The sequence below is a fragment of the Naasia aerilata genome (genome assembly GCF_030296595.1).
Classification (GTDB): domain Bacteria; phylum Actinomycetota; class Actinomycetes; order Actinomycetales; family Microbacteriaceae; genus Naasia; species Naasia aerilata.
The window spans coordinates 2,315,206-2,341,640 of record NZ_AP027731.1 but is presented as its reverse complement, the minus strand read 5'-3'; the positions used below and the strand labels follow the sequence as shown (position 1 = coordinate 2,341,640).

Genomic DNA, 26,435 nt, shown 5'->3' with positions numbered 1-26,435 from the left:
ATTGCAGGGACATTGCACCGGGAGTATGTTGACCGCCAGCAGGCGAAGGTGCTCGCAAGAATCGAGCCTGCCACGGCGCGATGCGCATTCCACTCCTCGAAAGGCAGCACCTCCCCATGACAGATTCCAACCTTCCTCCTCAGGGCCCCACCGCGGGTCAGCCGCAGCAGCCCTACACCGCTCCGGCTCCCGCTGCGCCCCTCACCCCTGCCGAGGACCGGCAGTGGGCGATGTGGTCACACATCGGCGGCGTCGCGATCCTCTTCTGGGCCGGGTGGCTGCCGCCGCTCATCCTCTGGCTCGTCTTCAAGGACCGCGGCTCACTGACCCGCCAGGAGGCCAAGGAGTCGCTGAACTTCCAGCTCACCCTGACCGCCGCGCTGCTCGTCAACGCGATCCTCGGCGTCATCCTCGGGATCGTCACGCTCGGCTTCTGGTTCCTCGTGCAGACCCTCATCCACTGGGCGATCGTCATCGTGGGCGTCGTGTTCTCGATCATCGCCGGTGTCCGGGTCAACGGCGGCGGCACCTACCGCTACCCGTTCGCCATCCGCTTCATCAAGTGAGCTGAGCGCATCCGCCGAAGTGAAACGCAGGGCCGGGGACGGAAGTCCCCGGCCCTGTGCGCTTGACTGGGGCGACAGCCGAGCAGAAGGACCTCCCATGAGCGCCACGCCTCCCCCGCCGCCGCCACAGCAGCAGTACCCGTACCAGCCGGCTCCGCCGATGTCGCCTCAGGACCAGCGGCTCTGGGCGACGCTCACGCACATCGGTGGCATCTTCTTCCCGATCCTGGTTCCGCTCATCGCCTACCTGGTGCTGAAGGACCGCGGCGCGTTCATCGCCCAGCACACGCGAACGGCCCTGAACTTCCACATCACCGCCCTGCTCGGCTACGTGGTCTCGGGGCTCCTGGTGCTGCTCGTCATCGGCTTCTTCCTGATCTTCGCGATCGGGATACTCACCATCGTCTTCGGGATCATCGCCGCCACGAAGGCGAACGCCGGCGAGCAGTACGAGTACCCGCTGACGATCCGCTTCATCAGCTGACGCGGCGGCCGCCGCTCCCGCGCGCGCCGCTGTCCGCATCACTTCGGACTATCCGCATCCGGAGACCGTTGCGGATAGTCCGAACTGATGCGGTCGACGGGCTGTGCGGGCCGCTCAGGTGAGGCGGCGCACCACGTCGTCGGCGAGGAGGCGCCCGCGGATGGTCAGCTCCACGCGACCGCGGAGGGCGGCCGCCGGATCGACCAGGCCGTCGGCGATCAGGCCCGCTACCGCGGTGCGGGCGTCCGGGGACAGGACGGCGGTCGAAAGTCCTTCCCGGATCCGGGTCTCGAGGAGCACGCGCTCCAGGTGCCGGGTGGCCGGCGCGAGCACCTCGCGGCCGACCGCGGGCGAGAGCCCCGCCAGGACGCGCTCCGCGTAGGCGGCCGGGTGACGCGCGTTCCACCAGCGAACGCCGCCCACGTGGCTGTGGGCGCCGGGACCGACACCCCACCAGTCCTCGCCGGTCCAGTACGCCGCGTTGTGCCGGGACCGGTGCCGCGGATCCGGGGCGCCCGTCCCGTCGACGCGCGCCCAGTTGCTCACCTCGTACCAGGCGTAGCCGGCCGCGCCGAAGAGCCAGTCGGCGAGCTCGTACATGTCCGCCTGCAGGTCGTCGTCCGGCATCTGCACGGCCCCGGAGCGGATCTGTCGCGCGAGCTTCGTGCCGTCCTCCACGATGAGGGCGTACGCCGAGAGGTGGTCGGGGCTCTCGGCGAGCGCGGCCTCGACGGAGCGGCGCCAGTCAGCGAGGGACTCCCCGGCGTTCCGTAGATGAGGTCGAGGCTCACCTCGAGACCCGCCTCCCGCGCCCAGCGGACGACAAGAGGGATGCGCGCAGGATCGTGCGTGCGCTCGAGGGTCGCGAGCACGTGCGGCACGGCGGACTGCATGCCGAAGGAGACACGAGTCACCCCCGCGGCCGCGAGCGCGGCGAGCGAGACAGCGTCCACCGAGTCGGGGTTCGCCTCGACCGTCACCTCCGCGCCGCGGACCAGGCCGAAGCCGTCGCGGACCGCGGAGAGCATCCGCGCGAGATCGCTGACCGGAAGCAGGGTGGGCGTCCCGCCGCCGAAGAACACGGTGCTCGCCGGACGTGAGGGCACACCGGATCCCGCGAGCGCGGCGACGGCGAACTCGACCTCCGCGGAGGCGTGCGCCGCGTAGTCGCTCCGGCGCACCCCGCGCAGCTCGTCCGCGGTGTAGGTGTTGAAGTCGCAGTACCCGCACCGCACACGGCAGAACGGCACGTGCAGGTACACGCCGAAGGCCCGGTCCGTCGCCTCCACCGCGGCCGACGCGGGCAGCAGCCCGTCGGCGGGCGCCGGATCGGCGAGCGGAAGGGCGCTGGGCATCCGGGAATCCTACGTCGGCGTCACCCACCGTGTGTCTCCTCCCCTCTTCTGACCGAATCAAGCAGATTCGGCCGCGGAGGGCCTCGGATCGGGATGAATCGGTCCGTCCCACGCCTGTTCTCCTTGATTTGGGAAGGACCCGACCGGATCGGGGCGCGAGGAGGGGCGTCGCGGCGGCGGCTACCGTGGAGGCATGGCCAAGTACGTGCTCTGGGACATCGACGGCACCCTCCTGCAGAACGCCCGCAACGGCGGCGGCCTCTACGACGAGGCGATCCAGCAGGTGACGGGCTTCGAGCCTGAGGGCCCCCGGCCCGCCGAGCACGGGAAGGTCGACGGGCAGATCATCGCCGAGCGGCTCGCGGAGTACGACCTCTCCCCGGATTCCAGGACGCCGTCGCCGCACGCCTCGACGAGCTCGCGGTCGAGCGCCACGGCTCCGCGGACCGGCGGGAGCTCGTTCCCGGTGCTCGCGAGGCGCTGGACGCCGTGGCGGCGGAGGGCTGGGTCAACGCCCTCCTCACCGGCAACTCGTCCGTCCGGGCCCGCACCAAGTTTCTCGGGGCGGGCCTCGACCCCGCCGTCTTCGACTGGGAGCACTCCTTCTTCGGCGGCACGGCCCGCGCTCGCACCGAGGTGACCGCCGCGGCGGCCGCCGCCCTCGCCGGCCAGCCGCACCTCATCATCGGTGACACCCCGACCGACGACACCGCGGCGGCCGCGGCGGGCATCCCCTTCCTCGCCGTCGCCACCGGAGCGTTCTCCGTCGAGCGCCTGCGTCGCACCGGCGCGGTGCTGGTCCTGCCGGACCTCGTATCCGGGCTCGACGACCTCCTCAAGTGGCTGCGGGCGGCATCAAACGAGGAGGCGCTCCGCGCGTGACCGCAGTCCTTCCGGACCGCTCGGCCGCGCTGGTGGCCGACTGCGCGCGGTGCGTCGGCCTCTGCTGTGTTGCGCTCGCGTTCGCGCGCTCAGCGGACTTCGCGTTCGACAAGAGCGCCGGGGATCCGTGCACGCATCTGGAGACGGACGACCGGTGCCGCATCCACCCGGACCTCAGGGCTCGCGGTTTCCGCGGCTGCACCGCGTTCGACTGCTTCGGCGCGGGCCAGAAGGTGACGCAGCAGACGTTCGGCGGCCGCTCCTGGCGCGAGTACCCCGACGTCCGCGCTCCGATGTTCGCGGTGTTCCCGATCGTGCGGCAGCTTCAGGAGCTGCTGTGGCACCTGGCCGAGGCGATCGACCTGCCGAGTGCGGGACCGCTGCTGCCCGCCCTCCGGGACGCCGAAGGCGCCATCGAGCGGGTCACCACGGGCGCCCCGGACGAGATCCTGTCCGCCGACGTTCCGGCGCTGCGCCGGGAGGTCGGCGACCTGCTCCGGCGAGCCAGCGCGCTCCAGCGCGCGAGCTATCCGGTGCTTCCGAAGAAGACCGGCCGTCGGTTGGGCCCCGGGGCGGACCTGCTGGGTGCCGTCCTTCAGGGCCGCGACCTTCGCGGCGCGGACCTGCGCGGTGCCCTCCTGATCGCCGCCGACCTGCGCGGCGCGGACCTGCGCGGCGCCGACCTCCTCGGCGCCGACCTGCGGGACGCCGACCTTCGAGGCGCCGACCTCTCCGAGGCGCTCTTTCTCACCCGGCCCCAGGTCGCCTCCGCGATCGGCGACGGCGGCACCCGGCTCCCCGGACGGCTGGGCCGTCCCGGCCACTGGGGCAGCTAGCTCAGGACGCGGCCGACCCTGACGCTCCGGCGGACCTCGTCGGGTGCAGCGACGTGAGGAACCGCTTCGCGTAGTGCCGCTGGGCCGCGCGCAGGAGGGCGACCGTCGGGCCCCGCCGCGGCCCCGTCGGCGCGGAGATCGAGCGGATCGTCAGCCAGACCGACCCGTCCTCCTCCATCTCGACGAACTGCAACTGCTCGGCGCGTGCCGGATGTCCGTGGCGGGAGCCGTAGGCGAAGCCGACCTTGCCCGGCTCATCGAGCACGTAGACGACCTTCACCGGAGCCTCGACCTTGAAGGGGCCGATCGCGAAGTGCATGAGGGCGGTCGTGCCGGCGGAGACGTAGGGCGTGCCGTCCGGCGAGAACAGCTCCTCCTGCGGTTCCGCGGGGGCGAGCGGCCGACCGAGCTCGTCGTACTCGATGCCGGTGTAGACGGCGTTGGGATCGCGCGCGATGTCGGTGACCGGGATGCCGCTGTTGCGGTGGATGCCCCACGTCATGAGCGCACGGGAGGCGATGTCGAAGCGCTCCTGCCCGCTGCCGAGCCGACGGCTGGACTGGAACGGGCGGAATCCGGTCGGCGGATACAGCACAACGTCGGGGCTCTGGGTGGCCCCGACCGCCGCGTAGTTGAGGGAGTCGTCACCGCCGGTCGCCGTCGACCGCCGCTTCGGGCCGCTCATCGGGATCCCCCGACGCAGGTGGCCCGCGCGCGGAGCGAGCGGCTGGGAGGTGCGTAACGCATGTATCGACGGTAGCGCGCCGCACTGTGAGGTGCACTCACCTCCGCCCCGGGCGCGGCGGCGGGGTCGGGCGTGTCGGGATCGCTATGGTGACGCCGATGAGCGTGCGTGCTGATGTCCGCTGGTCCCGCATCATCGGTGGTTCGGTCGGGTGGGGCGCTCTCACCATGACGGTCGGAACGACTTTCCTCTTCTCGCGGTCCACCTACGACTTCGAGCTCTGGCTGGGCCTCTGGGGCATGAGCGTCGCATTTCTCGCAGTGCCGATCGGCCTCCTCGCCGGAGTGATCGCCGCGGGAGTGAGTCGGCTGCTCTACCGAGCGGTCGACCGCGCCGTGTCGGGGCCCACCGTGCTGCCGGCCGTCCTGGCCCCGGTGGGCGCGCTGGCCGTCGGGGTCGCTGTCGCACTGCTCTTCAACGGGGCGCCGCAACTGGAGGTGCGCACCCTCATCGCGATTGCAATGTGCGTCCTCGGTGCGGTCGGCATGTTCGTCTGCTTGCGACGGGAGCGGACCCGCGAACTTCCGGTGTGGACCGCCCGTCCCGTAGCGCTCCCGGAAGACTGAGGCCCGCGAAGCTCGCCGCGTTCCCGCATCTCGGAGCGGGGGGCGACTTGCCACAGAATCCCGCTTAGACGCCCCTTAAGCGGGATTCTCTGGCAAGTCGTCACGTACTTCCGCTTGCTCGGGCCGTCGGCGGGCGCCCAGAAGCAGCCCCAGAGAGAGGCCGAGACAGAACAGCGCGAGAGCTACGCCGACCGCGGAGGCGAGAGTCGAAGCGGTCAGTTCCAGGAGGACACCGGTGGGGGGCTCATACGCGTAGTAGCGGCGCGGTCCGCCGCTCACGAGCGCGAGCGCTGCCGGCATGCCGACGGCGATGAGCAGGAGAGCGACGCCGGTCAGCGCGGCGATCAGGGGTGCACGCCTCACCGCTTCTGCCCGAAGCCGACTCCGATAGCGAAGGCGATACCGGCGATGCCGAGACCGAGGCACACAAGCCCCGTCACCGAGAGCGGCGTCACCATCAGGAGGAGGGTGAGCGGCGCGGGCGGCGGCAGAGCGTAGGAGATCCCGAGAGGAATCGCAGGTTCACTCGCGGAATCGGCTTGCCCCACGGCGATCAACACCAGACCCGAGACGACGAGGGCGATCCCGGCAGCCAGGGGACCTGTGACGATCCGCCTCACGCTTGCCAGGGATGCCAGCGGCCGAAGCGGGGCTCTTCCATGCCCTCACGGTACCCACCAGCGTCGCCCGAGCCCGAAGGCGCGCAGCTGCTACTTCTTCTTCGAGTCCTTGCCCTCTGTGTCGCCGGAGAGGGCAGCGATGAACGCCTCCTGGGGGACCTCGACGCGGCCGACCATCTTCATCCGCTTCTTGCCCTCCTTCTGCTTCTCCAGCAGCTTGCGCTTGCGGGTGATGTCGCCGCCGTAGCACTTGGCGAGCACGTCCTTGCGCATCGCACGGATGTTCTCTCGCGCAATGATCCGGGCGCCGATGGCGGCCTGGATCGGCACCTCGAACTGCTGGCGCGGGATCAGCTCCCGCAGGCGGCCGGCCATCAGCGTGCCGTAGGCGTAGGCCTTGTCGCGGTGCACGATGGCGCTGAACGCGTCGACCGTCTCGCCCTGCAGGAGAATGTCGACCTTCACGAGGTCCGCCTCCTGCTGGCCGGCGGGCTCGTAGTCGAGGCTGGCGTAGCCCTGCGTGCGGCTCTTCAGCGCATCGAAGAAGTCGAAGACGATCTCGCCGAGCGGCAGCGTGTACTTGAGCTCGACGCGGTCCTCGCCGAGGTAGTCCATGCTCTTCAGCGTGCCTCGACGGGTTTGGCACAGCTCCATGATGGCGCCGACGTAGTCCTTGGGCGCGAGGATCGACGCGTTGACGACCGGCTCCACGACCTTGTCGATCTTCCCGGACGGATACTCGCTCGGGTTCGTGACCGTGACGGTCTTCTTGTCCTCGGTGGTCACGTCGTACGGCACGCTCGGCGCCGTGGTGATGAGGTCGAGGTCGAACTCGCGCTCGAGGCGCTCCGTGACGATCTCGAGGTGCAGGAGCCCGAGGAACCCGCAGCGGAATCCGAACCCCAGCGCGACGCTCGTCTCCGGCTCGTACTGCAGCGCCGCGTCCGACAGCTTCAGCTTGTCGAGCGCCTCGCGGAGGGCGGGATAGTCGCTCGCGTCGATCGGGTACACGCCCGAGAAGACCATGGGCAGCGGGTCGGTGTAGCCGGCGAGCGCCTCGGTCGCGGGCTTGGCGGCGGTCGTGACCGTGTCCCCGACCTTCGACTGGCGAACGTCCTTCACGCCGGTGATCAGGTAGCCCACCTCACCGACGGCGAGCCCCTTCGAGGGCGTCGGCTCGGGCGCGCTGACGCCGATCTCGAGGATGTCGTGGGTGGCGCGCGTGGACATCATCTGGATGCGCTCGCGCGGATTCAGCTTGCCGTCGACCATGCGGACGTAGGTGACGACCCCGCGGTAGGAGTCGTAGACCGAGTCGAAGATCATGGCCCGGGCCGGGGCGTTCGCGTCGCCCTTCGGGGCCGGGATGCGCTCGACGACGCGGTCGAGCAGCTCCTCGACGCCCATGCCCGTCTTGCCGGAGACGCGGAGGACGTCGTCCGGATCGCCGCCGATCAGCTGAGCGAGCTCGCGGGAGTACTTGTCCGGGTCGGCGGCCGGCAGGTCGATCTTGTTGAGCACCGGGATGATCTCGAGGTCGTTCTCGAGCGCCAGGTAGAGGTTCGCAAGGGTCTGCGCCTCGATGCCCTGTGCCGCGTCGACGAGGAGGATCGCTCCCTCGCACGCGGCGAGCGAGCGCGACACCTCATAGGTGAAGTCGACGTGACCGGGGGTGTCGATCATGTTGAGGGCGAAGGTGTCGCCGCCCACGCTCCACGGCATCCGGACGGCCTGGCTCTTGATCGTGATGCCGCGCTCGCGCTCGATGTCCATGCGGTCGAGGTACTGCGCGCGCATGTCGCGGTCCGAGACGACGCCGGTGATCCCCAGCATGCGGTCGGCGAGCGTGGACTTGCCGTGGTCGATGTGGGCGATGATGCAGAAGTTCCGGATCGCCGCGGGATCGGTGGCCGCTGGCTCGAGCGGTCGGAGGGCGCGTGGCATGACGCTCCAGTGTCCCACGCCGCGGGACGCCGCCTGGCTCCCGCACTCGCGCGGGGCGTGCGGACACCCCCTTCCACGAAGACGGGCGCCACCTGTCCGCAGGACCCGCACCGGCGCGGGATGCCCCTAGGCTCCCCCGCATGCCGGTTCCCGACTTCGTCCTCGACCTCCGCCGGAGGATCGGCCACGACCCGCTGTGGCTCATCGGAGTCAGCGGCGTCGTCCTCGACGGCGATCGGGTGCTGCTCGGCCGCCGCCTCGACACCGGCGGCTGGTCGACCGTCTCCGGCATCGTGGAGCCCGGCGAGCATCCCGCCGTGGCCGTCGTGCGGGAGATCGAGGAGGAGACGGGCGTCACGGCGACCGTCGAGCGGCTCGCCGTGGTGTCGGTCACGGTGCCGATCACCCATCCGAACGGCGACCGCACCCAGTACACCGACCTCACGTTCCGCTGCCGGTACGTGGCCGGCGAGGCTCACGTCGCGGACGACGAGTCACTCGAGGTCGGCTGGTTCCCGACGGATGCCCTTCCGGAGCTCGACGCGAGGTCCCTCCGGCGGATCGCGCACGTGCTAGCTGACCAGGAGGCCGCGATTCTCGACCTCGAGGAGCTCTGAGCCGCCCGAAAGCTGCCTGACCGAATCAAGGAGATTCGCCACCCCGCCATCAGGGTCGTGCGGAACTCCGGCCGTTCTCCTCGAGATCTCCTTGATTCGGTCAGGGAGCGGGACCCTAGGGGTCAGGCGGGGACCGGGAGGCGGCGCAGGCCCTCGAGGAGGTCGGCCCGGGACGCGGCGGCGCACACGCGGATCCAGCCCTCGCCGCTACGGCCGAACGCGGAGCCGGGCGCCACCGAGACGCGCTCGGTGAGCAGGAAGCGCTCGGCCCACGCCGCGACGTCCCCGTCCGTCGCGTGGGACACGTCGATCCAGAGGTAGAACGCCCCGGTCGGCTCGAGGTACCGCAGTCCGCGCTCGTCGAGCAGCGCGGTCGCCGCGTCGAGGTTTCCCCGGTAGTGGGTCGCCGCCTCCTCGACGTGCGACTGGTCGCCCCTCAGCGCCGCGGCCGCCGCGCGCTGGGCCGGGGTGTTGAGGCAGGAGATGGTGGCCTCCTGATAGGTCCGCAGCACGGCCGCGAAGCCCGGCGGCGTCACCAGGTACCCGACGCGGGCTCCGGTCATCGCGTACGTCTTCGAGACGGAGAAGGCGCTGAACACGCGGGAGTCACGGTCGAGGGCGGCCAGGCTCGTGTGCGGAGCGCCGTAGGTGAACGCCTCGTACACCTCGTCGCTGATGACCCAGAGGTCGTGCCGGGCGGCGAAGTCGAGCAGCTCGGCGAGCACCTCGGGCGGGAAGACGGCGCCCAGCGGGTTCGACGGCGAGTTGACGACGAGCACGCGTGTCCGGTCGGTGACGAGCCGCTCGAGCTCGTCCAGCTCGGGCAGGAAGCCGGCGGGCGCTCGCAGCGCGTATGGCACCGGCTGGGCGTGCAGCATCCGCGCGCTCATCGCGAACGTCGTGTACCCCGGGTCGGGGAGCAGGATCTCGTCGCCGGGCCCCAGGGTGAGGCTCATCGCGAGGTGCAGCGCCTGCGTGGCGCCGTTCGTCGCCCAGATCTGCTCCAGATCGGCGTCGATGCCGTTGCGGTCGCGCAGCTTGTCCTGGATCGCCTCGCGCAGCTCCCGGATGCCGCCGTTCGCGGTGTAGTCGGTGTCGTCGGCGAGCCATGCGGCGCTGCCCTCCGCCAGGACGTGGGCCGCGACCGGCACGTCGGGCTCGCCGATCGCCAGCGAGATCACGTCCGGCAGCTGCACCGCGATCTCGTGGATGCGGCGGATGCCGGAGGCGGGCACGGACGCGACGTGGGGCGCGAGGAGGGGCACGGCTGGTCAGCGTAGTCGCGCCCGATGCCGGGAAAGGGCGGCTCGCGGCGCCCGCGGAGAGGGGCGGCGAGCCGCGTAGTCTCGCTCGTATGGGCCCCTCGATCGTGCTCCTGCACGGCATCCGGACCTCCGCGACGATGTGGCGCGCGCAGGTCGAGGCCCTCGACGAGGCCGGGGTCCGGTCCCGCGCGGTCGACCTGCCTGGGCACGGCACCCGAGTCGGCGAGCGGTTCACCCTCGACGGTGCCCTCGATGCCATCGACGCCGCCGTCGACGGGCTGCCGGGACCGGTGATCCTCTGCGGCCTCTCCCTCGGCGGCTACCTCGCCCTGCACTGGACCGCTGAACGGGGAGCCGGACGCATCGACGGGCTCCTCGCCGCGGCGTGCGGCACCACCCCGCACGCGGCGCCCCTGACGGGTTACCGCGCTCTCGCCGACGCCATCCGTCGGATGCCCGACCAGGGCGCCTGGCTCAACCAGTTCATGGTGGACCTCTTCATCCCAGAGCCAGGACGAGCGGACGTGACCGCCGGAGGGGTGCCGCTCGACGTCATGGAGGACGGCCTCCGGGCCATGGCGGCCGTGCGGCCGATCGCGGCGATCTCCCGGATCCGGGTGCCGATCCTCCTCGTCAACGGGCGCTACGACCACTTCCGTCTGGAGGAGCGCCGCTACCTCGCCGCGGCGCGTGCGCGACCCGGCCTGCCCGCTTCGTGGTCGCAGCTGGTCGTCGTGCCCGGCGCCTCGCACCTGGTCAGCCTGACGAGGCCCGACGAGTTCACGCGTATCCTGGTCACGGCCGCGAGGAGCGCCGCCGACCGGGTCTGACCGCCGCTGGCGGCCGCCCTCCCGGCCTGGTAATGTTCTCTGTTGGCTTTGCGCGCCCGGATAGGGGCGCCGATGCCGGCGGGTTCCGCACCGTACCGCGGTCGCCGGCCCCACCATCCAGCAGCAATCAGAAGGTATTCCTCGTGGCAAACATCAAGTCGCAGCTCAAGCGGATCGGCACCAACAAGAAGGCGCACGACCGCAACAAGGCCGTGAAGAGCGAGCTCAAGACGGCCATCCGCAGCGCTCGCACGGCCGTCGTCGCCGGCGACAAGGAGAAGGCGGCCGCCGCGCTCGCCCTCGCGACCAAGAAGCTCGACAAGGCGGCCTCGAAGGGCGTCATCCACAAGAACCAGGCGGCGAACCGCAAGTCGGCCATCGCCAAGCAGGTCGCCTCGCTCTGAGCGACACCGCACCCGAGAAGCCCCGCCTCGAGCGGGGCTTTTCGCGTTTCTGGGGCGCGGCACCCTCCCAGGCCCGCCCGAGCGGCCCGCCTAAAATCGGGAACATGGCGACCGTCCTCAACGTCCTGCACGTCGTCGGGGCGGTGTTCCTGGCCGGGCCCATGGCGATCCTGCCGATGAGCGCGATGCGTGCGCTCCGGACCGGCGAGCGGGGCCAGGTGGCCACTCTCGCCCGGTCGACCTTCGTGTTCAGCCTCCTCTCGATCCTCGTCGTGTTCCTCGGCTTCGGACTTCTCGGCGTCGCCGACGAACGGTTCCACCTGTCCATCGGCACGCCGTGGATCCTCGGCTCGCTGATCCTCTACGCCATCGCGCTCCTCGTGAACCTCTTCGTCGTCGTCCCCGCCATGCGCTCCGCCGCGGAGGGCGACGCGTCGGTCGCCACCCGCCCGCTCTACGGGCGCATCGCCGGCGGCTCCGGCGTCTCGGCGCTGCTCCTGGTCGCCGTCGTGGTGCTCATGGTCTGGAAGCCGTAGTCCGCCCCTGAGGGGCCACTCCCCGGGCAGGATGTCCGCGAAGGTCGGCAGGATGCCCGCGGCGCCCCGCGCCGGCCCTCGCCGAGACTGCGGGAATGACCACGACACTTCGCGCCACCGCCGGCTCGTCGACCGCCGACGCCGCAGCCGCGCACTTCCGCTCGCGTCTGGCCTTCGAGACCGACGCGTCCGACGTGGCCGCGGCCCTCGACACCGGCGAGCCGGGCTTCACCCTCGTCGACAGCCGTGGCGACGCCGCCTGGGGGCAGGGCCGGGTGCCCGGAGCGGTGCACCTGCCGACCGCTCTCATCCGATCGGATGCCGACCTGCCGATCCCCCTGGGTCCCCGGTCGTCGTCTACTGCTGGGGTCCCGGCTGCAACGGAGCGACCAAGGCGGCGCTGGCCTTCGCCGAGCGGGGCCACCCGGTCCGCGAGATGCTCGGCGGCTTCGAGTACTGGGCGCGCGAGGGCCTTCCCGTCGAGTCCGACTCCGGAGTCGGGCGCCGCTCACCCGACCCGCTCACCGCACCCAGCGCTCTGCCGGTCTGCGACTGCTGACCCGCCGGCGGTCGGAGCGGAGGGGGCCAGGAGCCGAGCCGCGCGACCGGCGACGCCGACCACCCGCTCGGGTCAGATGGCGCCGCGCGCGGCAATCCCGCGGACCATCCGCTCGAGGGCGAAGTGCGGGTCGCGGGCGGCCCCCTTGATCCGCTCGTCGGTGTCGGCGAGCAGCTCGAAGCAGGCGCCGAGCCCGGCCTCGGTCCAGCCCTCCACGTCCCGCCGAGCCCGCTCGACCTGCCATGGGGCGAGGCCGAGCGAGGACGCCACCGCGGCCGCGCTGCCCCGGGCGCCCATCACCTTCGCCATGGTGCGGAGCTTCGCGGCGAAGGCGGCGACGATGGGCACCGGGTCCGCCCCTCCGGCCACCGCGTGCCGCAGGAGTGCGAGCGCGTCGCCCGAGCGGCCGGCGATCGCGGCGTCGGCGACCTTGAACGCGTTCGTCTCGATCCGCCCGCCGTAGTACTTGTCGACCACGCCCTCGGTGATCTCGTCGCTCGCGTCGGAGATCAGCTGCGCACACGCGGCGGCCAGCTCGGCGAGGTCGTCGCCGAACGCCGCGAGGACTGCGCGGAGGGCGCCCGGCGTGATCCGGCGACCGGCGGCGCGGAACTCGCCCACCGCGAAGTCGAACTTGTCGGAGTCCTTCTTCAGCTCGAGGCAGGCCACCTCGATGGCTCCGCCCGTGCCCGCGCGGAGGGCGTCGAGGAGGCGCTTGCCGCGCACTCCCCCGCCGTGCCGCAGGACGACGTAGGCGTCGCTCGCCGGCGACTCGAGGTAGCGCAGCGCCTCCGTCAGGAAGTCGTCGCTGCACTTCTCGACGTTGGCGACCCGGATCATCCGCGGCTCACCGAACAGGGAGGGGCTCGCCAGGGACAGCAGCTCGCCGCGCGCGTAGTCGGAGGCGTCGAGGTCGGTCACCTCCAGGCTGGGATCCTCCGTGGCGAGGATGTCGCGGAGCTTCCGAATCGCCCGCTCGGCGAGGTACGTCTCCGTGCCGGACACGAGAACCACCGGCGCCGGGCGGATGTCGTTCCAGCCGAGCGCCGGCTTCGACGCGGCGCGAGGTGCCCGGGTTGCCACCGGATCAGCCTAACCGCGGTGTCCGACGGCGGTCGCGGGGTCGCGATCCGGCGAGCGCTCCGTCCAGACGCGCACGCCGTCGGGCCCGGGCGCGACGAGCAGCATTCCCTCGAGGTCGGTGCGCAGGGGCGTGGTTCCCACGTCGGCGAGGACCTGCAGCAGCCGTGCCGTCGGGTGCCCGTAGTCGTTCCCGGCGCCGCACGAGATCAGTCCCACGCTGGCTCGGATGCGCTCGTACAGCCGAGGGCTCTGGTCCGCGGATCCGTGGTGAGCGACCTTGACGACATCGACCGGTCTGGGCGCGGCCGAGCGCAGCAGCGCGTCCTGCGCCTCCTCGCCGAGGTCGCCGAGGAAGAGGGCCCGAAGACCGGGAGCGGTGGCCTCGATCGTGACGCTCGCCCCGTTTCCGGGCGGGATCCCCGGGCCCGGCCAGAGCACGCGCCAGCCGAGGTCGCCGAGCCGGCCGGAGTCCCCGACCGCCGCCCGGCGGACCTGCGCGCCCCCTGCGGCCAGCGTGGCGGCGAGCCGGTCGGCATCGCGGCCGTCCGACGGGCCGACCAGCAGCTCGTCCACCTTTCCGGCCAGAGTGGGCGCCGCCCCGACGTGGTCGAGGTCGAAGTGGGTGAGCACGAGCAGCGAGATCCGCCGGACCCCGAGCGTGGAGAGGCACCGCTCGAGGGCGGCGGGGTTGTCGCCCGTGTCGATGAGGGCGAACCGCCCGCCGTCGCCCCGCAGCACGCTCGCGTCACCCTGCCCGATGTCGCAGGACGCGATCCGCCAGTCGGGCGGTATGGACCCGGACCGGCCGAGCGCGGCTCCGGCCGCGGCCCCGCTTCCGGCCAGCAGCGCCGCGACCGCGACGATGCCGAGCCGGCGAGCGGCGGGCCGCAGCAGCGCCGCACCCATCGTGACGGAGATCGCGGCGAGCAGCAGGAGACCGCCTGCGCCGTCCGGCCACGGCACGCCACCCGTGTCCTGGCCCGCGAAGAACCGGGCGACCGCAGCGATCCAGGCGGCCGGTGCCCATGCGGCCGCCGCGAGGACCTGACCCAGGCCGGGCGCCCACGGAAGGACGAGGCAGGCTGCCAGCCCGCCGAGCGTCGCCAGAGGTGCGGCGGGCCCGGCGAGGAGGTTGGCGGGCACCGACCAGAGGGACAGCCGCGCGTCGAGCAGCAGGAGGACGGGCTGGCACGCGAGCTGGGCGCAGGCGGGCACGGCGAGGGCCGCGGCGAGCGGGAGCGGCAGCGCGCGACCGAGGAGCGCGGTCGCGGGCGCGGCCAGCACCAGCAGCCCGGCGGTGGCCAGCGTCGAGAGGGCGAAGCCGGCGTCGCGGGAGAGCCACGGGTCGAGCACGAGCAGCAGCACGACCGTTGCCGCCAGCGTCGGCAGGCCTCCGCCGGGCCGTCCCCGCGCCGTCGCGACCAGCACGAGGAGCCCCATCGTGGCCGCCCGCAGCACGCTCGGTTGGGGCGTCACCAGGACGACGAACCCTCCGAGGGCGAGAGCCGCGAGTCCCAGCCGAGGCACGCGCGGGAGCCGGCGAGCCAGGAGCAGGATCGTGGCGACCACCACCACGCAGTTGGCCCCGGAAACCGCGGTGAGGTGGCTGAGGGAGCTTCTCCGCATGTCGCCCGTCAGGTCGGGCGGCACGCGGCTGTCGTCGCCGATGGCGAGCCCGGGCAGGAGCTGTCCGCCGTCGCCCGGCAACTCGCCTGCGGTCGCGGTGAACCCTCGCCGAAGGGCCGACGCCCATGCCAGCAACGGCGGGGGCGGCGTGACCTGCCGGACGTCGGTCGCCGAGCCGAGGTAGGCGACGTCGTCCCCGGGCTCAGCGCGGTCGAGGCGCACCCCGGCGAGGATCCGGGCGCCGATGCCACCGCCGAGTCCGGCCTGATCGGGGCTGCCGCGGACGAAGAGCAGCACCGGGGTCGCGCAGACCACGGTCGCGCCGCCACCCCGGTACTCGCGCAGGCTGCCCTCGACGATGGCCGTCTCCAGGGGACCGGAGGCACGCCGGGGAACCGCCGTGAGCTCCACGACGGCCGTGCCCTCGTGATCGAGCAGCCGGGTGAGCGCGTCGGGCGCCCGTTGCGGCCCCGTCACGCCGACGGACACGGCGACCAGCCCGGCGACGGCCGCGGCCAGCGCGAGCGGCGCCGCCACAGCGGCCGGCCTGCCTCGCGTGCGCAGGGCGATGGCCAGCGCGACGACGAGGACGGCGCCGAGCCCTCCTGCGGCGGCGAACGCCGTGCCCGGGTCGGCGATCAGGACGGCCGCGCCGAGCCAGGCGGCGACCGCGGCGGGCACCAGGCGAGCGTCCGGCGTCACGGCACCACCAGGTCGCGCAGCCCGTCCACGGTCTTCTGTCCCAGGCCGCTGACCTGGAGCAGGTCGTCGGCCGAGGAGAAGGATCCGTGCTCCTCCCGCCACTCCACGATGCGGGCGGCGAGCGACGGTCCGATCCGCGGAAGCGTCGCGAGCTGCTCCTCGGTCGCGGTGTTGAGGTCCACCCGCTCCGGCTCGCCGGATGTTGGCGCGGCGACCTCTCCGGCGACCGGCACCCTCAGCTGCTCGCCGTCGGCCACCCGGCGCGCGAGGTTCACTCCGGCGGCATCCGCGCCCTCCGCCAGTCCGCCCGCAGCCGCCAGCGCATCCACGACCCGGGACCCCGCCGGGAGCGGGTACAGGCCGGGACGGCGGACCGCGCCGAGCACGTGGACGAGCACTACGGCGTCCTGCGCGGCGGGCGCCGTGGGGGCGAGGACGGGCACGACGGTCGCCGGGCGAGCGGCTGATGTGGCGGAGAGCAGCACGGCCGCGGCGACGGCGGCCAGCACGAGGACGAGCACGGCGCCCAGGGTCAACCGGCGGCGATCGGTCCCGAGCAGTGTCGCCAGCCGGCCGTCCCCGTCCATCCCGGAAAGGTAGGACGGAGGCGCCTCCGAAAATCAGGAGGCGGGAAAGCCGTGGGATGCCAGGGGTTGCCCTCGGCTGAGGAGGGCGTCAAGGTAGACAGGAAGGTCTAGGGAGGCCTGGGGGCGGAATAGCCTGGGGGCGCAGCACGGGGGCGTCAGTCCCCGGGCGAGGAGGCGTCGGATGTCGGGACTGCTCCCCTCGTCGACGCCGGCGACGGCGCCGAGCGGACGGCGGCGCGCCGTGTCGCGACATCGGCGCTCGCGTCGACTCCCGACCGGACGGCGCGCTCTCCTCGGCATCGCCGTCCCGGTTCTGCTTCTCCTCCTGCTCTGCGTGGCGGTGGGAGTCGCCTGGGCGCTCGGGGCACAGCACACCGGTCCGCTCCCCGCCGGCGTGACCCTGGTGGCGGTCCTCGCGGCGGTCGTGCTGGTCTTCGTAGTGGCGTGGCGGTCGGGGGTCAGCCGGCTGGGCTCGGTGCTGGCCGCGGCGCTCTGCGCGGTCGCGCCGCCTGCGGTGCGTGCCGCCTCCGCCGGCGTTCCCGAGCACCTGGCCGTCGTGGCCCTGCTGATCGCGGTGCTCCTGCTCACCGTCCGAAGCCGCCGGCGGATCATGGTGCCCCTGGCCGCTCTGGCGGCCGGGCTGGCCGCCGGCATCGCGCCCCTCGCCCTCGCGGCGGCCCCCTTCCTCGCTGTGGAGGCCGCGCGTGTCCTCCGCAAGCGCCACCGGATCCCCACCCTGCCGATCTCGGGCGCCGTGTTCTTCGCGACCGTCGGAATCGGCTGGGCCGTCGTCGGGTTCGACCCCAACGTCGCACCTCACCTCGGCGGCACGACGGTGCTCGACTGGCTGCGCACCTCCCCCGTCGGAGCCGTGGTGGCCGCCGCGGCCCTCGTTCTCGGCTTCTTCTCGCGCCGGTCGCGGCCCCTGGCGGGCTTCGCCCTCACCGTCCTCGTCCTGTCCGTGTGGCCCGACGGCGGGGAACCGGTGCGCTACACCGTCCTCGTCACGCCCGTGCTCGCCCTGCTCACCGCGGGGGCAGCGGACCGCGCGCTCGACGCACTCCTGCGCCCCTCGCCCCGGGTCCGGATCCTCGCCGCGGCCGGTGCGGTGGCGGTCACGATCGCGCTCGTCGCCGGCATCGTCGTCTCCGCCCTCGAGGTGCGGTCCTCGGCGGTGGCCGCCGAGTCGCCCGGATCCTCGCCCGCCGACGCCTCACCCTCGGCGGATGCGGCGACGCCGTCCGCCACGGCCTCCACGCCCGCCCCCGGTCAGGAGGCCCGAGCCTCCGTCGGGCAGGAGCTCGCCCGCAACCCGCGGCTCACCCTCGAGAGCGAGGCGTCCCGCCTCCTGACCAGCGGAGAGGTGGATCGCCGGATCGCCATCGTGCTGGGTCAGCTGCTGAGCCAGCACGACGTCACCGTGGCCGACTTCCCCGCCCTCGCCGGTGAGGACGGGCCGCGCCGCCAGCTGTTCGTGACCGCCATGGACGGCGAGCAGCTCGGCACCCAGGGTGCCTCGATGACCGCCCTCACCTCCTTCCTCGCCGCCCTGACCGGCACGTTCGCCGTCGACTCGGTCTCTGTGACCGACGACGGCGTGCTCGCCACCTTCCCGCTCCCCGCCGCCGGCGGGGACTGATCACTGGAGTCCTCCTATGCCACGACGTTCCCTGCCCTTCACCCTGGCGCTGGCGCTCGCGCTCGTGCCGGCCGCGGTCGCGGTCTCGCCCGCCGCGGCCGCCGACGCGCCCGGCTACATCCGGGTCGCCCACCTCTCCCCCGACACCGCCGCGGCCGACATCAGCCTCAGCGCCCTGTCCGGCGGCACCACCCTGTACGAGCTGACCGACGTGCCGTACGGCGGGGTGTCGAAGTACATGACCTTGACTCCCGGCACCTACGCGCTCGCCATGGCTCCCTCGGTCGCGGGAACCAACACCCCGGTGGTCAACGCGGACATCGAGGTGGCGTCCGGCAAGGCCGTGACCATCGCGGCCGTCGGACCCAACGCGTCCATCAACATCAAGACCATCGAGGACGACCTCACCGCTCCCGCCGCCGGCACCTCGCGCGCTCGGGTGGTCCAGGCCTCGACGACGCAGAACTCGATCAGCGTGAAGACCGCCGCCGGCGTCCAGCTCGCCTCGAACGCGGCCTTCGGCGACGTCGGGTCCTACGCCGACGTCGCACCCGGAGCGACGACCGTCACCCTCACGACGTCGTCCGGTGACACGCCGGCCGACGTCGACTTCGCCGACGGCGCCGCGCAGACCCTGTTCGTGGTCGACAAGGCGTCCGGCGGACTCACCGTCGTGTCGGTCCTTGACAGCTCGACGGTCACCGAGACGCCCGTCGGCGGCATGAGCACCGGTGGGGGCGCGCTCGCGATCGCGGCGCGATCCGGGGAGCAGACGCTCGCCGGCGGGGTGCTGCTCGCCGTCCTCGCTCTCGCGCTCACGCTCGCGGGTCTGCGCGGGCGCCGCGCGGAGACGGCACGCCGTGCCTGATCGGACGCCACGGCATCGCGCCGCCGCCCCGCCCCGTGGAGGACTCCTCCGCGTGGCAGCGGTGGCGTGTGCGCTCGCCGTGGGCGGCACCGTGGCGAGCGGCGCTGCGGCCCGCCCCGCCCCGGCGCCGGTTCCGGTCGCACAGCACGTGTCCGTGCAGCCTGCGGCCGCTCCCGCCGCTCCCCTGCAGGATCCCCAGCCCCTGCCCGCGGACACGCCTGCGGCCGGGGTCGTCCCGACGCGCCTGCTCATCCCGGACATCGGCGTCGACGCGGCCCTGCCGCCCCTGAGCCTCGACGAGAATCGCGTGCTCCTCCCGCCTGGGGACCTGGACACGGCCGGCTGGTACACGGGCAGCGCGGTCCCCGGGGCGGTCGGCCCCGCCATCCTCGCCGGCCATGTCGACGACACCGAGACCGCGGGCGTCTTCGCGCGCCTGCACGAGCTGCAGCCCGGCGCGTCCATCACGGTGCAGCTGTCCGACGGCACATCCCGGCAGTACCGGATGGACCGTTCCGAGGACGTGGCGAAGGCCGAGTTCCCGACCGAGCAGGTCTACGGCCCGACTCCGAACTCGCAGCTGCGCATCATCACCTGCAACGGTCCCTACGACTTCGACGCCATGCACTACCGCAACAACCTCGTGGTGTTCGCCGTCCCGGTGGAGTAGCGCGGGTCGGGCGGGGATCCCGCACTCTCGCTGGCCGTCGCGATTTGTCCGCCCGTCCCGCGGGTCGCGGTTGTGCTGGCGACTGGGCGTGGCGCTCGGCTCCAGCGGGGTAAGGGCCGGCGCGTGCGGCGCTCGTGGGGTGTCGCTTGGGCTTAAGACGGTGAGTGTGGCCGCGACGGGTGGAACGCTTCGCAGTGGCGGGCGGCCGTACTCGCTCTCGCCAGGTCCAGCTTTCCGCCGAGCGCGGGGCGTGCGCCGAGCGCGGGGCGTGACGACGAACGCGGGGTGTAGACGGGGTGCGCTCGTCGGTACGGACCGCGCTCGGTGAGGGATGCAGCGCGGTCGGTGCCTCGGGCCGCGCTCGAGCGGGGAGACGCACCGCGCTCGGCGTTGCGCGGCGCGCTCGACGTTGCGCACCGCGCTCGGCCTCCCGCGGCGCGCTCGGCAGACGCTCGCAACGCATGCGACGCGACGCGGCGGCGCAAACCGGGCCACGTCGCATCGTCCTAAGCCTCAAGCTGCCGCCGCGCGCGCTCCCGTCTACCAGCGTCCCCGGCCGGCGACGCAGGGCGCTCCGCCGGTGCAAATGAAAAACCGCATCATTGCGGACAAACCGCAACCGGAGACCGATGCGGTTTGTCCGCAGTGATGCGGAGAGCGGCGGTCAGCCGCGCGTTGCGATGTTGACCAGGCGCGGCGGGCGCACGATCACGTTGACGATCTCGCGGTCGCCGAGCGCGCGGGCGACGCCGGCGTCGGCGCGGGCCAGGCGCTCCAGCTCGTCGGCGCCGATCGTCGGGGGGACGTCGATGCGGCCGCGCACCTTGCCGTCGACCTGGAGGATCGCGGTGACCGACTCCTGGACGAGCAGCGTCGGATCCGCCTTCCGCCAGCCGTAGAGCGCGACCGAGGGCGGGTAGCCGAGCATCTCCCACATCTCCTCGGCCGTGTACGGCGCGAAGAGGCTCAGGGCCAGCGCCACCGTCTCGGTCGCCTCGCGCACCGCGGGATCCGCGGGGCCGGGGCCCGAGTCGATCGCCTTGCGGATGGCGTTGACGAGCTCCATGATCCGCGCCACGACGACGTTGAACTTGAACGCCTCCACGAGCCCCGGCGCGTCGGCGAGGAACCGATGCGTCACCCGCCGCAGCGACACGTCGCCCTTGCGCCAGATCGCATCCGGCGTGCTGGTGACATCCTGCGCGAGACGCAGGGCGCGGCTGAGGAACTTGAGCGACCCGGACGGCGAGACGTCCTTCCAGTCGATGTCGTCCTCGGGCGGGCCGGCGAACGCCATGGTCAGGCGCACGGCGTCGACGCCGTACTGGTCGAGCTGCTCGGAGAGCCGGACGAGGTTGCCCTTCGACTTGCTCATCGCGGCGCCGTCCATCTGCACCATGCCCTGGTTGAGCAGCGCGCTGAACGGCTCGGTGAAGCTCACGTAGCCGAGGTCGAACAGCACCTTGGTGATGAAGCGGGCGTAGAGCAGGTGCAGGATCGCGTGCGTGACGCCGCCGACGTACTGGTCGACGGGCGCCCACTTCTCGGCCTCCGCACGGTCGAACGGCTGGGAATCGTCGTTCGGGGAGAGGAAGCGGAGGAAGTACCACGAGCTGTCGACGAAGGTGTCCATCGTGTCCGAGTCGCGGAGCGCGGGACGGCCGTCGGGCGTCGTCGTGGTCACCCAGTCGGTCGCGGCCGCGAGCGGCGAGACGCCCTTCGGCTTGAGGTCGAGGCCCTCGGTGGAGGGCAGCGCGATGGGCAGCTGATCCTCGGGCACGGGGATCTCGTTGCCGTCCTCGTCGTAGAGGATCGGGATCGGGGTGCCCCAGAACCGCTGGCGGGAGATCAGCCAGTCGCGCAGCCGGTAGTTCTTGGCCGGGCGGCCGAGCCCATGCTGCTCGAGATAGGCGGTGACGCGCGCGATCGCGGTGCCCTTGCTGAGCCCGTCGAACTGCCCGGAGTTGATGAGGCGGCCGTCGCCGGTGAGCGCAGTGCCGGTCAGGACCGGGTTCATGTCATCGAGTTCGGGCAGCGTGCCGTCGGCGGGGATGATCCGGATGGCGCCCGTCACCGGCTGCGTCGTGTCGACCACGACACGCACCGGCAGGTCGTAGGTGCGGGCGAAGTCGAGGTCGCGCTGGTCGTGGGCTGGGACGGCCATGATGGCGCCCTGGCCGTAGTCGCTCAGCACGTAGTCGGCGACCCAGATCGGCAGCCGCTCGCCGTTCAGCGGGTTGATGGCGTACCGCCCCGTGAAGACGCCCGTCTTCTCCCGATCGACCGAGAGTCGCTCGATCTCGGAGCTGCGCTGCGTGCGCTGCAGGTACTCCTCGAACGCGGTGCGGATGCCCGGCTCGGCTCCCGAGACCAGGTCCGCGGCCAGGTCGGAGTCGGGTGCGACCACCATGAAGGTGGCGCCGTGCAGCGTGTCCGGGCGGGTCGTGTAGACCGTGATCTTCTCGTCGCGGCCCTCGACCGCGAAGTCGACGTCCGCGCCGGTGGAGCGGCCGATCCAGTTGCGCTGCATCGACAGCACCTTCGACGGCCAGGAGCCCTCGAGCTGGTTGAGGTCGTCGAGCAGCCGATCCGCGTAGGCGGTGATGCGGAAGTACCACTGGGTCAGCTTCTTCTTGACGACGAGGGCGCCGGAGCGCTCCGACGTGCCGTCCGGCAGCACCTGCTCGTTCGCGAGCACCGTCTGGTCCACCGGGTCCCAGTTGACCCAGCTGTCCTTCCGGTACGCGAGCCCGCGCTCGTACATCTTGAGGAACAGCCACTGGTTCCACTTGTAGTAGGAGGGGTCGCTCGTGTGCAGCACGCGGTCCCAGTCGAAGGACGGCGCGTAGCGGCGCATCGACTCACGCTGCTGGGCGATGTTGTCGTAGGTCCAGGTGACCGGGTTGGCGCCGCGCTTGATCGCGGCGTTCTCGGCGGGCAGGCCGAACGAGTCCCAGCCGATGGGGTGCAGCACGTTGAAGCCCTGCTGCCGCCAGTAGCGCGCGATCACGTCACCGAGCGCGTAGGCCTCGGCATGCCCCATGTGCAGGTCCCCGGACGGGTACGGGAACATGTCGAGCACGTACTTGCGCGGCCGGTTGTCCGAGGGATCCGCCGTGGAGAATGGACGCAGCTCGTCCCAGATCCCGAGCCACTTCTCCTGCAGGCGGTCGAAGGTGGGCAGTTCCGTGCTGGGCGGGGTGGAAACCAAGCGGGGCTCTTCTCGTGTTGCGGGCCGCGATCCAGCGGCAACCCTTAAGGGTAGCGGGCTTCCTCAGGCCCGGAGCGCGGCCAGGAGCGCGTTCGCCTTGAGCTTCTTCTCCGCCAGCTCCTCGTCCGGGTCGGACAGCGCCGTGATGCCGCCCCCGGCGCCGACCGTGGCGATCCCGTCCTCGATGACGATGCTGCGGATCACCATGGCCAGGGCGGCCGCCCCCGTGCGGGAGATGTAGCCAAACGTGCCGGAGTAGACGCCGCGCGGTCCTCGTTCCAAGGCGGCGAGGATCGCCATGGCGCTGGCCTTCGGCGCTCCGGTCATCGATCCCGCCGGGAACAGGGCCCGGACCGCATCGGCCGCTGTCCGGCCGGGAGCAAGCTGCGCCTCCACCGTGCTCACCAGCTGGTGCACCTGCGGGTAGCTCTCCACCGCGAACAGCTGTGGAACCCGCACCGTGCCGACCTCCGCGACCCGGCTGAGGTCGTTGCGGACCAGGTCCACGATCATGAGGTTCTCGGCGCGCTCCTTGTCGCTCGCGCCCAGCTCGTCGGCGAGCGCACGGTCGCGAGCGGGGTCGGGATGCCGCGGCCGGGTGCCCTTGATGGGCCGGCTCCGCGCGGTTCCGCCTGCGGTCACCTCGAGGAACCGCTCGGGCGAGGCACTCACGAGCTCGGTGCCGCCGAGTCGGAGGTACCCCGCCGAGTGCGTGGGACTCGATCGCCGAAGCCGGCGGTAGGCCGTCCAGCCGTCCACCGCGTCGCGGACGGTGGCCGTGTCGGTGAGACAGAGCACGTACGCGTCGCCGCGGGTGATCGCCTCCTGGCACGCCTCGATCATCCGGAGGTACTCCGCGTCGTCGTGCCGCCATTCCGGCTCCGGCACCTCGGCGGGCGCGTCCGCGGACTCGGGCACGGAGCCGGCGGCGAGCGCCTTCTCGGCCGCCGCCATCCAGTCGTCATTCCCCGCGAGCGAGCGCACGCTGCGCGAGTCGTGGTCGAAGGCGAGCGCGCGATCCACCTCGAGGAACCGGGCCTCCCCTCGTAGGTCAGCCAGCCGATCCAGCCCGGCTCGAAGCGAAGCTCGTCGTCGCCTCCCGCCAGGGGAACCTCGGGGACAGAGGTCAGGATGCGCGGGCCCAGCGCCAGGATGCTCTCGCCGGATCCATCGGTCGCCTCCAGCAGCGCGGCATCCGCCCCCACCGGCACCAGGCGCTCGAAGACGTCGGCCGGGTCCGCCCAGCCCACGAGGGCATGCCCGGTCGTCCGCATAAGGTGAGCCTATGGCGGCCGATCCCCGCGAGGTCCTGGTCTGGCGGGAGCGCGCGCTCTCCCCGAGCCCGACGCGACCGCCCGCCTGCTCGTGGCCGACTCCTTCCTGCTGGCCGACGGCGGCGTCGTCGCCCTCGACGGCCACCGCTCCCGCTTCCTGCTCGACGCGGCCCGAGCGGAGGTGCGGGCACTCGCCGGCGGCACGCCGTTGCCTTCCCGAGCCGACGTCGAGGCGTTCTGGGCGGCCGCCGTGGCGACCCTGCCCGACACCGGGTCCTGGTTCCCCCGGATCGAGCTGGTGGCCACCGAGCGTGAGGCCCTGCTCCGGCTGCGCGTGCGTCCCGCTCCCCGCTCACCCGCGCGGTCACTCTCGCGACGTGGACCGGAACCGACCCGCGCCGGGTGCCTGGCGTGAAGGGTCCGGACCTGGAGGCGCTGCTTCGAGCGCGGTCCGCCGTCGCGGCCGATGGGGCGGATGACGGAGTGCTGCTCGCGGCGGACGGCTCTGTGGCCGACGGCACGACGAGCGCCCTGCTCTGGTGGCGGGGCGACCGCCTCAGCATCCCCGCCCACGACCTCCCGCGGGTCGCCAGCGTGACGGCCGCAGCCGTCCTCGCCCTCGCGGCGGCCGAGGGCGTCCCCGTGATCGGCGAGCACGCCCGCCCCGCCGATCTCGACGGCCTCGAGGTCTGGACGGCCAACGCCGTGCACGGCATCCGGGGCGTCGGCCGCTGGATCGGCGGGCCGGCCGTCTCCTCCGTCCCGGGTCGACTCGATGTCTGGCGACGGCGGCTGGAGGCGCAGCGGCGGCCGATCCGACCCGCCGCGGCTGGCACGACTCTTCCCTGATTGCAGGGACCTTACTGACAGCGAACCACCGGGTTCGCCGTCACCCCGATCCCCTAGTGTTCGAAGCGTGAACGAGGTGCTCAACAACATCCTCGCGATCGTCACCAGTGTCGACCCGGTGCTGCGAACGGCGATCGCCGGGATCGCGATGTTCCTCGAGACGTCGATCCTGGTCGGCCTCGTCGTCCCCGGCGACACCATCGTGATCGTCTCGAGCACGGCGGTCAGCTCGCCCGCCGGCTACTGGGCGCTCCTCATCACCGTCATCGTCGGCTCGCTCGCGGGCGAGAGCCTCGGCTTCGCGCTGGGCCGCCTCTTCGGGCCGCGGCTGCGCGCCAGCCCGCTCGGCCAGCGGATCGGCGGCGGCCACTGGGAGCGCGCCGAGCGGTACCTGGCCCGCCGCGGCGGACTCGCGGTGTTCATCAGCCGGTTCCTGCCGGTGCTGCACGCGCTGATCCCGCTCACGGTGGGCATGAGCCCGATGCGGTACCGCCGGTTCATCGCGTGGACGGCTCCCGCCTGCACGCTCTGGGCCTTCGCCTACATCACCGTCGGCACGCTCGCCGCGGGCAGCTACCGGACGGTCGGCGACCGCCTGCACTATGCGGGCTACCTCTTCGTGGGCGGCATCGTGGTGTTCCTGCTGATCGCGCTGGGCGCCCGCACCCTGCTGCACCGCACCCAGAGCAAGCACATGGACGGCGAAGCGCCTGGCCCCGTCGTGGACGGACAGGGCCAGGCGCCTCGGGTCTAGCGGAATGCGCTCCTGAGCGGACGGACTACTTCAGGAACCCGTTGTCGGTCAGCCAGGCCTTCGCGATGTCCGCGGACGACTTCTTGTCGTCGACGCTCTGCACATCCATCTTCACGAGCTCGGCCGTGGTGAGCTTCGCGCTGATCGGGTTCAGCACGTCGCCGACCTTGCCGGCGAGGTCCTTGCTGACGATCGGCACGATGTTCTGGACGAGGATCAGGCCCTTCGGGTCCTCGAGCGTGACCAGGTTCTGCGAGCTGATGCGGGGGTCGGCGCTGTAGACGTCCGCCACGTTGACGGTGTTCGCGACGAGGGCGTCGACGGTCGTGTCCCCGGTCGCGGAGAAGTTCGCGATCGTCACGCCGTAGGTGTCCTTCAGGCCCTGGGGGCCGTAGGGCCGGTCCTCGAGCTCGGGCGCGCCGCCGAGGGTCAGCGGAACGTCGACCTTGCTGAGATCCTCGATGGTCTTGAGGCTGTACTTGTCGGCGAACTCCTTGGTGACGTTGTACGAGTCCTGGTCCTGCGCCGACGACTGGTCGAGGGCGGTGAGGTTGTCCGGCAGGGCGTCCTGCAGGGCCGAGTAGACCTCGTCCTCGGACTGCGCGGTGGCGGTCTTGTCCAAGAACTGCAGGAGGTTGCCGGTGTACTCGGGGAAGACGTTCACCTCCCCGTCCTTGAGGGCGGGGATGTAGGCGTCGCGCTGGCCGATCTGGAACTTGCGCTCGACCTTCAGGTCGGCGTTTTCGAGCGCCTGCGCGTAGATCTCCGCGACGATCTCGTTGGAGTAGTACGCCTGGGATCCGACGACGATGGTGTCGCTCGCGCTGGAGCTGCCGCCGGTCCCGCTCGTGGATCCGCTGGAGAGCGGATCGCCCGACGCGCACCCTGCCAGGGTCAATGCCACCCCGACCACGGCTGCCGTGAGGGCGAGCCGGCCCTTGTTCCCTGCTGTGTTCATCGTTC

At 72.2% G+C, this 26,435-nt stretch carries 26 protein-coding genes and 2 pseudogenes; 16 read left to right on the top strand and 12 right to left on the bottom strand.

Features of this window, described 5'->3' with window-relative positions; all coding sequences use genetic code 11:
- Positions 1-116: 116 nt before the first annotated feature.
- On the top strand, positions 117-566 hold the full coding sequence (locus QUE51_RS12265) for a DUF4870 domain-containing protein (RefSeq protein WP_286276665.1): 450 nt from the start codon (positions 117-119) through the stop codon (positions 564-566).
- 97 nt (positions 567-663) lie between these two features.
- A complete protein-coding gene (locus QUE51_RS12260) occupies positions 664-1,050 on the top strand; it encodes a DUF4870 domain-containing protein (protein WP_286276664.1) in 387 nt (128 codons plus the stop codon).
- Positions 1,051-1,164: 114 nt separating this feature from the next.
- Here QUE51_RS12260 and hemW read toward each other — a convergent pair.
- Positions 1,165-2,405 (bottom strand): annotated as a pseudogene (gene hemW / locus QUE51_RS12255) (radical SAM family heme chaperone HemW).
- 489 nt (positions 2,406-2,894) lie between these two features.
- On the opposite strand from hemW, the gene QUE51_RS12250 reads away from it, so the two are divergent.
- Together QUE51_RS12250 and QUE51_RS12245 are read left to right on the top strand one after the other, a co-directional pair.
- Positions 2,895-3,287 (top strand): HAD hydrolase-like protein, encoded by a 393-nt coding sequence (locus QUE51_RS12250; RefSeq protein WP_286276663.1) that lies wholly within the window; start codon positions 2,895-2,897, stop codon positions 3,285-3,287.
- Positions 3,284-4,123, top strand: coding sequence for a pentapeptide repeat-containing protein (locus QUE51_RS12245; protein ID WP_286276662.1), 840 nt, complete (start codon positions 3,284-3,286; stop codon positions 4,121-4,123). The genes QUE51_RS12250 and QUE51_RS12245 overlap by 4 nt, the downstream gene beginning before the upstream one ends.
- 1 nt (position 4,124) lies before the next feature.
- Here the strand turns inward: QUE51_RS12245 and QUE51_RS12240 are convergent, their stop codons facing one another.
- The gene (locus tag QUE51_RS12240) at positions 4,125-4,808 is read right to left on the bottom strand and encodes a DUF1990 domain-containing protein (protein WP_286276661.1); all 684 of its coding nucleotides are present in this window, start codon (positions 4,806-4,808) and stop codon (positions 4,125-4,127) included.
- A 158-nt stretch (positions 4,809-4,966) separates the two neighbouring features.
- Between QUE51_RS12240 and QUE51_RS12235 the strand changes: the two genes are divergently transcribed.
- Positions 4,967-5,434 (top strand): hypothetical protein, encoded by a 468-nt coding sequence (locus tag QUE51_RS12235; RefSeq protein WP_286276660.1) that lies wholly within the window; start codon positions 4,967-4,969, stop codon positions 5,432-5,434.
- Between the two features lie 75 nt (positions 5,435-5,509).
- Here the strand turns inward: QUE51_RS12235 and QUE51_RS12230 are convergent, their stop codons facing one another.
- The 3 genes from QUE51_RS12230 to lepA all read right to left on the bottom strand — a co-directional run bounded on the left by QUE51_RS12230 (position 5,510) and on the right by lepA (position 7,998).
- Positions 5,510-5,797: a hypothetical protein gene (locus QUE51_RS12230; RefSeq protein ID WP_286276659.1), complete on the bottom strand. Its 288-nt coding sequence runs from the start codon at positions 5,795-5,797 to the stop codon at positions 5,510-5,512.
- The gene (locus QUE51_RS12225) at positions 5,794-6,054 is read right to left on the bottom strand and encodes a hypothetical protein (RefSeq protein WP_286276658.1); all 261 of its coding nucleotides are present in this window, start codon (positions 6,052-6,054) and stop codon (positions 5,794-5,796) included. Before QUE51_RS12225 ends, QUE51_RS12230 begins: the two co-directional genes overlap by 4 nt.
- 90 nt (positions 6,055-6,144) lie before the next feature.
- Positions 6,145-7,998, bottom strand: coding sequence for a translation elongation factor 4 (gene lepA, locus QUE51_RS12220; RefSeq protein WP_286276657.1), 1,854 nt, complete (start codon positions 7,996-7,998; stop codon positions 6,145-6,147).
- A 140-nt stretch (positions 7,999-8,138) separates the two neighbouring features.
- On the opposite strand from lepA, the gene QUE51_RS12215 reads away from it, so the two are divergent.
- Positions 8,139-8,615 carry an NUDIX hydrolase gene (locus QUE51_RS12215; RefSeq protein ID WP_286276656.1) on the top strand — a complete coding sequence of 159 codons (477 nt, stop codon included), beginning with the start codon at positions 8,139-8,141 and terminating at the stop codon, positions 8,613-8,615.
- A 122-nt stretch (positions 8,616-8,737) separates the two neighbouring features.
- On the opposite strand, the gene QUE51_RS12210 is transcribed toward QUE51_RS12215, so the two are convergent.
- Positions 8,738-9,880, bottom strand: a complete 1,143-nt coding sequence (locus QUE51_RS12210) for a pyridoxal phosphate-dependent aminotransferase (RefSeq protein WP_286276654.1) — start codon at positions 9,878-9,880, stop codon at positions 8,738-8,740.
- 89 nt (positions 9,881-9,969) lie between these two features.
- Between QUE51_RS12210 and QUE51_RS12205 the strand changes: the two genes are divergently transcribed.
- The 4 genes from QUE51_RS12205 (at position 9,970) to QUE51_RS18420 (ending at position 12,209) form a co-directional block, all read left to right on the top strand.
- Positions 9,970-10,710 (top strand): alpha/beta fold hydrolase, encoded by a 741-nt coding sequence (locus QUE51_RS12205; protein ID WP_286276653.1) that lies wholly within the window; start codon positions 9,970-9,972, stop codon positions 10,708-10,710.
- Positions 10,711-10,853: 143 nt separating this feature from the next.
- A complete protein-coding gene (gene rpsT / locus QUE51_RS12200) occupies positions 10,854-11,114 on the top strand; it encodes a 30S ribosomal protein S20 (RefSeq protein ID WP_286276652.1) in 261 nt (86 codons plus the stop codon).
- Positions 11,115-11,218: 104 nt separating this feature from the next.
- Complete coding sequence (locus tag QUE51_RS12195; RefSeq protein ID WP_286276651.1) at positions 11,219-11,650, top strand: DUF2269 family protein; 432 nt, start codon at positions 11,219-11,221, stop codon at positions 11,648-11,650.
- 436 nt (positions 11,651-12,086) lie between these two features.
- The gene (locus QUE51_RS18420; protein WP_434017277.1) at positions 12,087-12,209 is read left to right on the top strand and encodes a hypothetical protein; all 123 of its coding nucleotides are present in this window, start codon (positions 12,087-12,089) and stop codon (positions 12,207-12,209) included.
- Positions 12,210-12,281: 72 nt separating this feature from the next.
- Here QUE51_RS18420 and holA read toward each other — a convergent pair whose 3' ends face one another.
- The 3 genes from holA to QUE51_RS12175 are packed head-to-tail and all read right to left on the bottom strand — an operon-like array spanning position 12,282 to position 16,207.
- Positions 12,282-13,292, bottom strand: coding sequence for a DNA polymerase III subunit delta (gene holA, locus QUE51_RS12185; protein WP_286276650.1), 1,011 nt, complete (start codon positions 13,290-13,292; stop codon positions 12,282-12,284).
- Positions 13,293-13,301: 9 nt separating this feature from the next.
- A complete protein-coding gene (locus QUE51_RS12180) occupies positions 13,302-15,620 on the bottom strand; it encodes a ComEC/Rec2 family competence protein (protein WP_286276649.1) in 2,319 nt (772 codons plus the stop codon).
- Entirely contained in the window at positions 15,617-16,207 is a 591-nt protein-coding gene (locus tag QUE51_RS12175) for a ComEA family DNA-binding protein (protein ID WP_286276648.1), read from the bottom strand. The genes QUE51_RS12180 and QUE51_RS12175 overlap by 4 nt, the downstream gene beginning before the upstream one ends.
- Before the next feature lie 181 nt (positions 16,208-16,388).
- Here QUE51_RS12175 and QUE51_RS12170 point away from each other — a divergent pair, with 181 nt between their 5' ends.
- The 3 genes from QUE51_RS12170 to QUE51_RS12160 are packed head-to-tail and all read left to right on the top strand — an operon-like array spanning position 16,389 to position 19,384.
- The gene (locus QUE51_RS12170; RefSeq protein WP_286276647.1) at positions 16,389-17,846 is read left to right on the top strand and encodes a hypothetical protein; all 1,458 of its coding nucleotides are present in this window, start codon (positions 16,389-16,391) and stop codon (positions 17,844-17,846) included.
- 16 nt (positions 17,847-17,862) lie between these two features.
- Positions 17,863-18,714, top strand: a complete 852-nt coding sequence (locus tag QUE51_RS12165; RefSeq protein WP_286276646.1) for a DUF4397 domain-containing protein — start codon at positions 17,863-17,865, stop codon at positions 18,712-18,714.
- Between the two features lie 52 nt (positions 18,715-18,766).
- Positions 18,767-19,384: a class F sortase gene (locus tag QUE51_RS12160; RefSeq protein WP_286276645.1), complete on the top strand. Its 618-nt coding sequence runs from the start codon at positions 18,767-18,769 to the stop codon at positions 19,382-19,384.
- A 664-nt stretch (positions 19,385-20,048) separates the two neighbouring features.
- Here QUE51_RS12160 and leuS read toward each other — a convergent pair.
- Both leuS and QUE51_RS12150 read right to left on the bottom strand, forming a co-directional pair.
- Entirely contained in the window at positions 20,049-22,568 is a 2,520-nt protein-coding gene (gene leuS / locus QUE51_RS12155; RefSeq protein ID WP_434017271.1) for a leucine--tRNA ligase, read from the bottom strand.
- Between the two features lie 90 nt (positions 22,569-22,658).
- On the bottom strand, positions 22,659-23,618 hold the full coding sequence (locus QUE51_RS12150) for an anthranilate synthase component I family protein (RefSeq protein ID WP_286276643.1): 960 nt from the start codon (positions 23,616-23,618) through the stop codon (positions 22,659-22,661).
- A 342-nt stretch (positions 23,619-23,960) separates the two neighbouring features.
- On the opposite strand from QUE51_RS12150, the gene QUE51_RS12145 reads away from it, so the two are divergent.
- From QUE51_RS12145 to QUE51_RS12135, 3 genes and pseudogenes are all read left to right on the top strand, one after another.
- Positions 23,961-24,284 (top strand): hypothetical protein, encoded by a 324-nt coding sequence (locus QUE51_RS12145; RefSeq protein ID WP_286276642.1) that lies wholly within the window; start codon positions 23,961-23,963, stop codon positions 24,282-24,284.
- Positions 24,269-24,718, top strand: a pseudogene (locus QUE51_RS12140) (aminotransferase class IV); the annotation flags it as partial. The gene QUE51_RS12145 and the pseudogene QUE51_RS12140, both read left to right, overlap by 16 nt.
- Positions 24,719-24,785: 67 nt before the next feature.
- Entirely contained in the window at positions 24,786-25,472 is a 687-nt protein-coding gene (locus QUE51_RS12135; RefSeq protein ID WP_286276640.1) for a DedA family protein, read from the top strand.
- 25 nt (positions 25,473-25,497) lie between these two features.
- Here QUE51_RS12135 and QUE51_RS12130 read toward each other — a convergent pair whose 3' ends face one another.
- The gene (locus QUE51_RS12130; protein WP_286276639.1) at positions 25,498-26,430 is read right to left on the bottom strand and encodes an ABC transporter substrate-binding protein; all 933 of its coding nucleotides are present in this window, start codon (positions 26,428-26,430) and stop codon (positions 25,498-25,500) included.
- Positions 26,431-26,435 lie beyond the last annotated feature (5 nt).

Bases quoted from the DNA above. Each gene is read 5' to 3' on its own strand.
- QUE51_RS12195 (WP_286276651.1), top strand. From the start codon at position 11,219: ATGGCGACCGTCCTCAACGTCCTGCACGTCGTCGGGGCGGTGTTCCTG.
- QUE51_RS12130 (WP_286276639.1), bottom strand. From the start codon at position 26,430: ATGAACACAGCAGGGAACAAGGGCCGGCTCGCCCTCACGGCAGCCGTG.
- lepA (WP_286276657.1), bottom strand. From the start codon at position 7,998: ATGCCACGCGCCCTCCGACCGCTCGAGCCAGCGGCCACCGATCCCGCG.
- QUE51_RS12165 (WP_286276646.1), top strand. From the start codon at position 17,863: ATGCCACGACGTTCCCTGCCCTTCACCCTGGCGCTGGCGCTCGCGCTC.
- QUE51_RS18420 (WP_434017277.1), top strand. From the start codon at position 12,087: ATGCTCGGCGGCTTCGAGTACTGGGCGCGCGAGGGCCTTCCCGTCGAG.
- QUE51_RS12260 (WP_286276664.1), top strand. From the start codon at position 664: ATGAGCGCCACGCCTCCCCCGCCGCCGCCACAGCAGCAGTACCCGTAC.
- QUE51_RS12265 (WP_286276665.1), top strand. From the start codon at position 117: ATGACAGATTCCAACCTTCCTCCTCAGGGCCCCACCGCGGGTCAGCCG.
- QUE51_RS12240 (WP_286276661.1), bottom strand. From the start codon at position 4,808: ATGAGCGGCCCGAAGCGGCGGTCGACGGCGACCGGCGGTGACGACTCC.
- QUE51_RS12205 (WP_286276653.1), top strand. From the start codon at position 9,970: ATGGGCCCCTCGATCGTGCTCCTGCACGGCATCCGGACCTCCGCGACG.
- QUE51_RS12170 (WP_286276647.1), top strand. From the start codon at position 16,389: ATGTCGGGACTGCTCCCCTCGTCGACGCCGGCGACGGCGCCGAGCGGA.
- QUE51_RS12175 (WP_286276648.1), bottom strand. From the start codon at position 16,207: ATGGACGGGGACGGCCGGCTGGCGACACTGCTCGGGACCGATCGCCGC.
- QUE51_RS12235 (WP_286276660.1), top strand. From the start codon at position 4,967: ATGAGCGTGCGTGCTGATGTCCGCTGGTCCCGCATCATCGGTGGTTCG.
- QUE51_RS12215 (WP_286276656.1), top strand. From the start codon at position 8,139: ATGCCGGTTCCCGACTTCGTCCTCGACCTCCGCCGGAGGATCGGCCAC.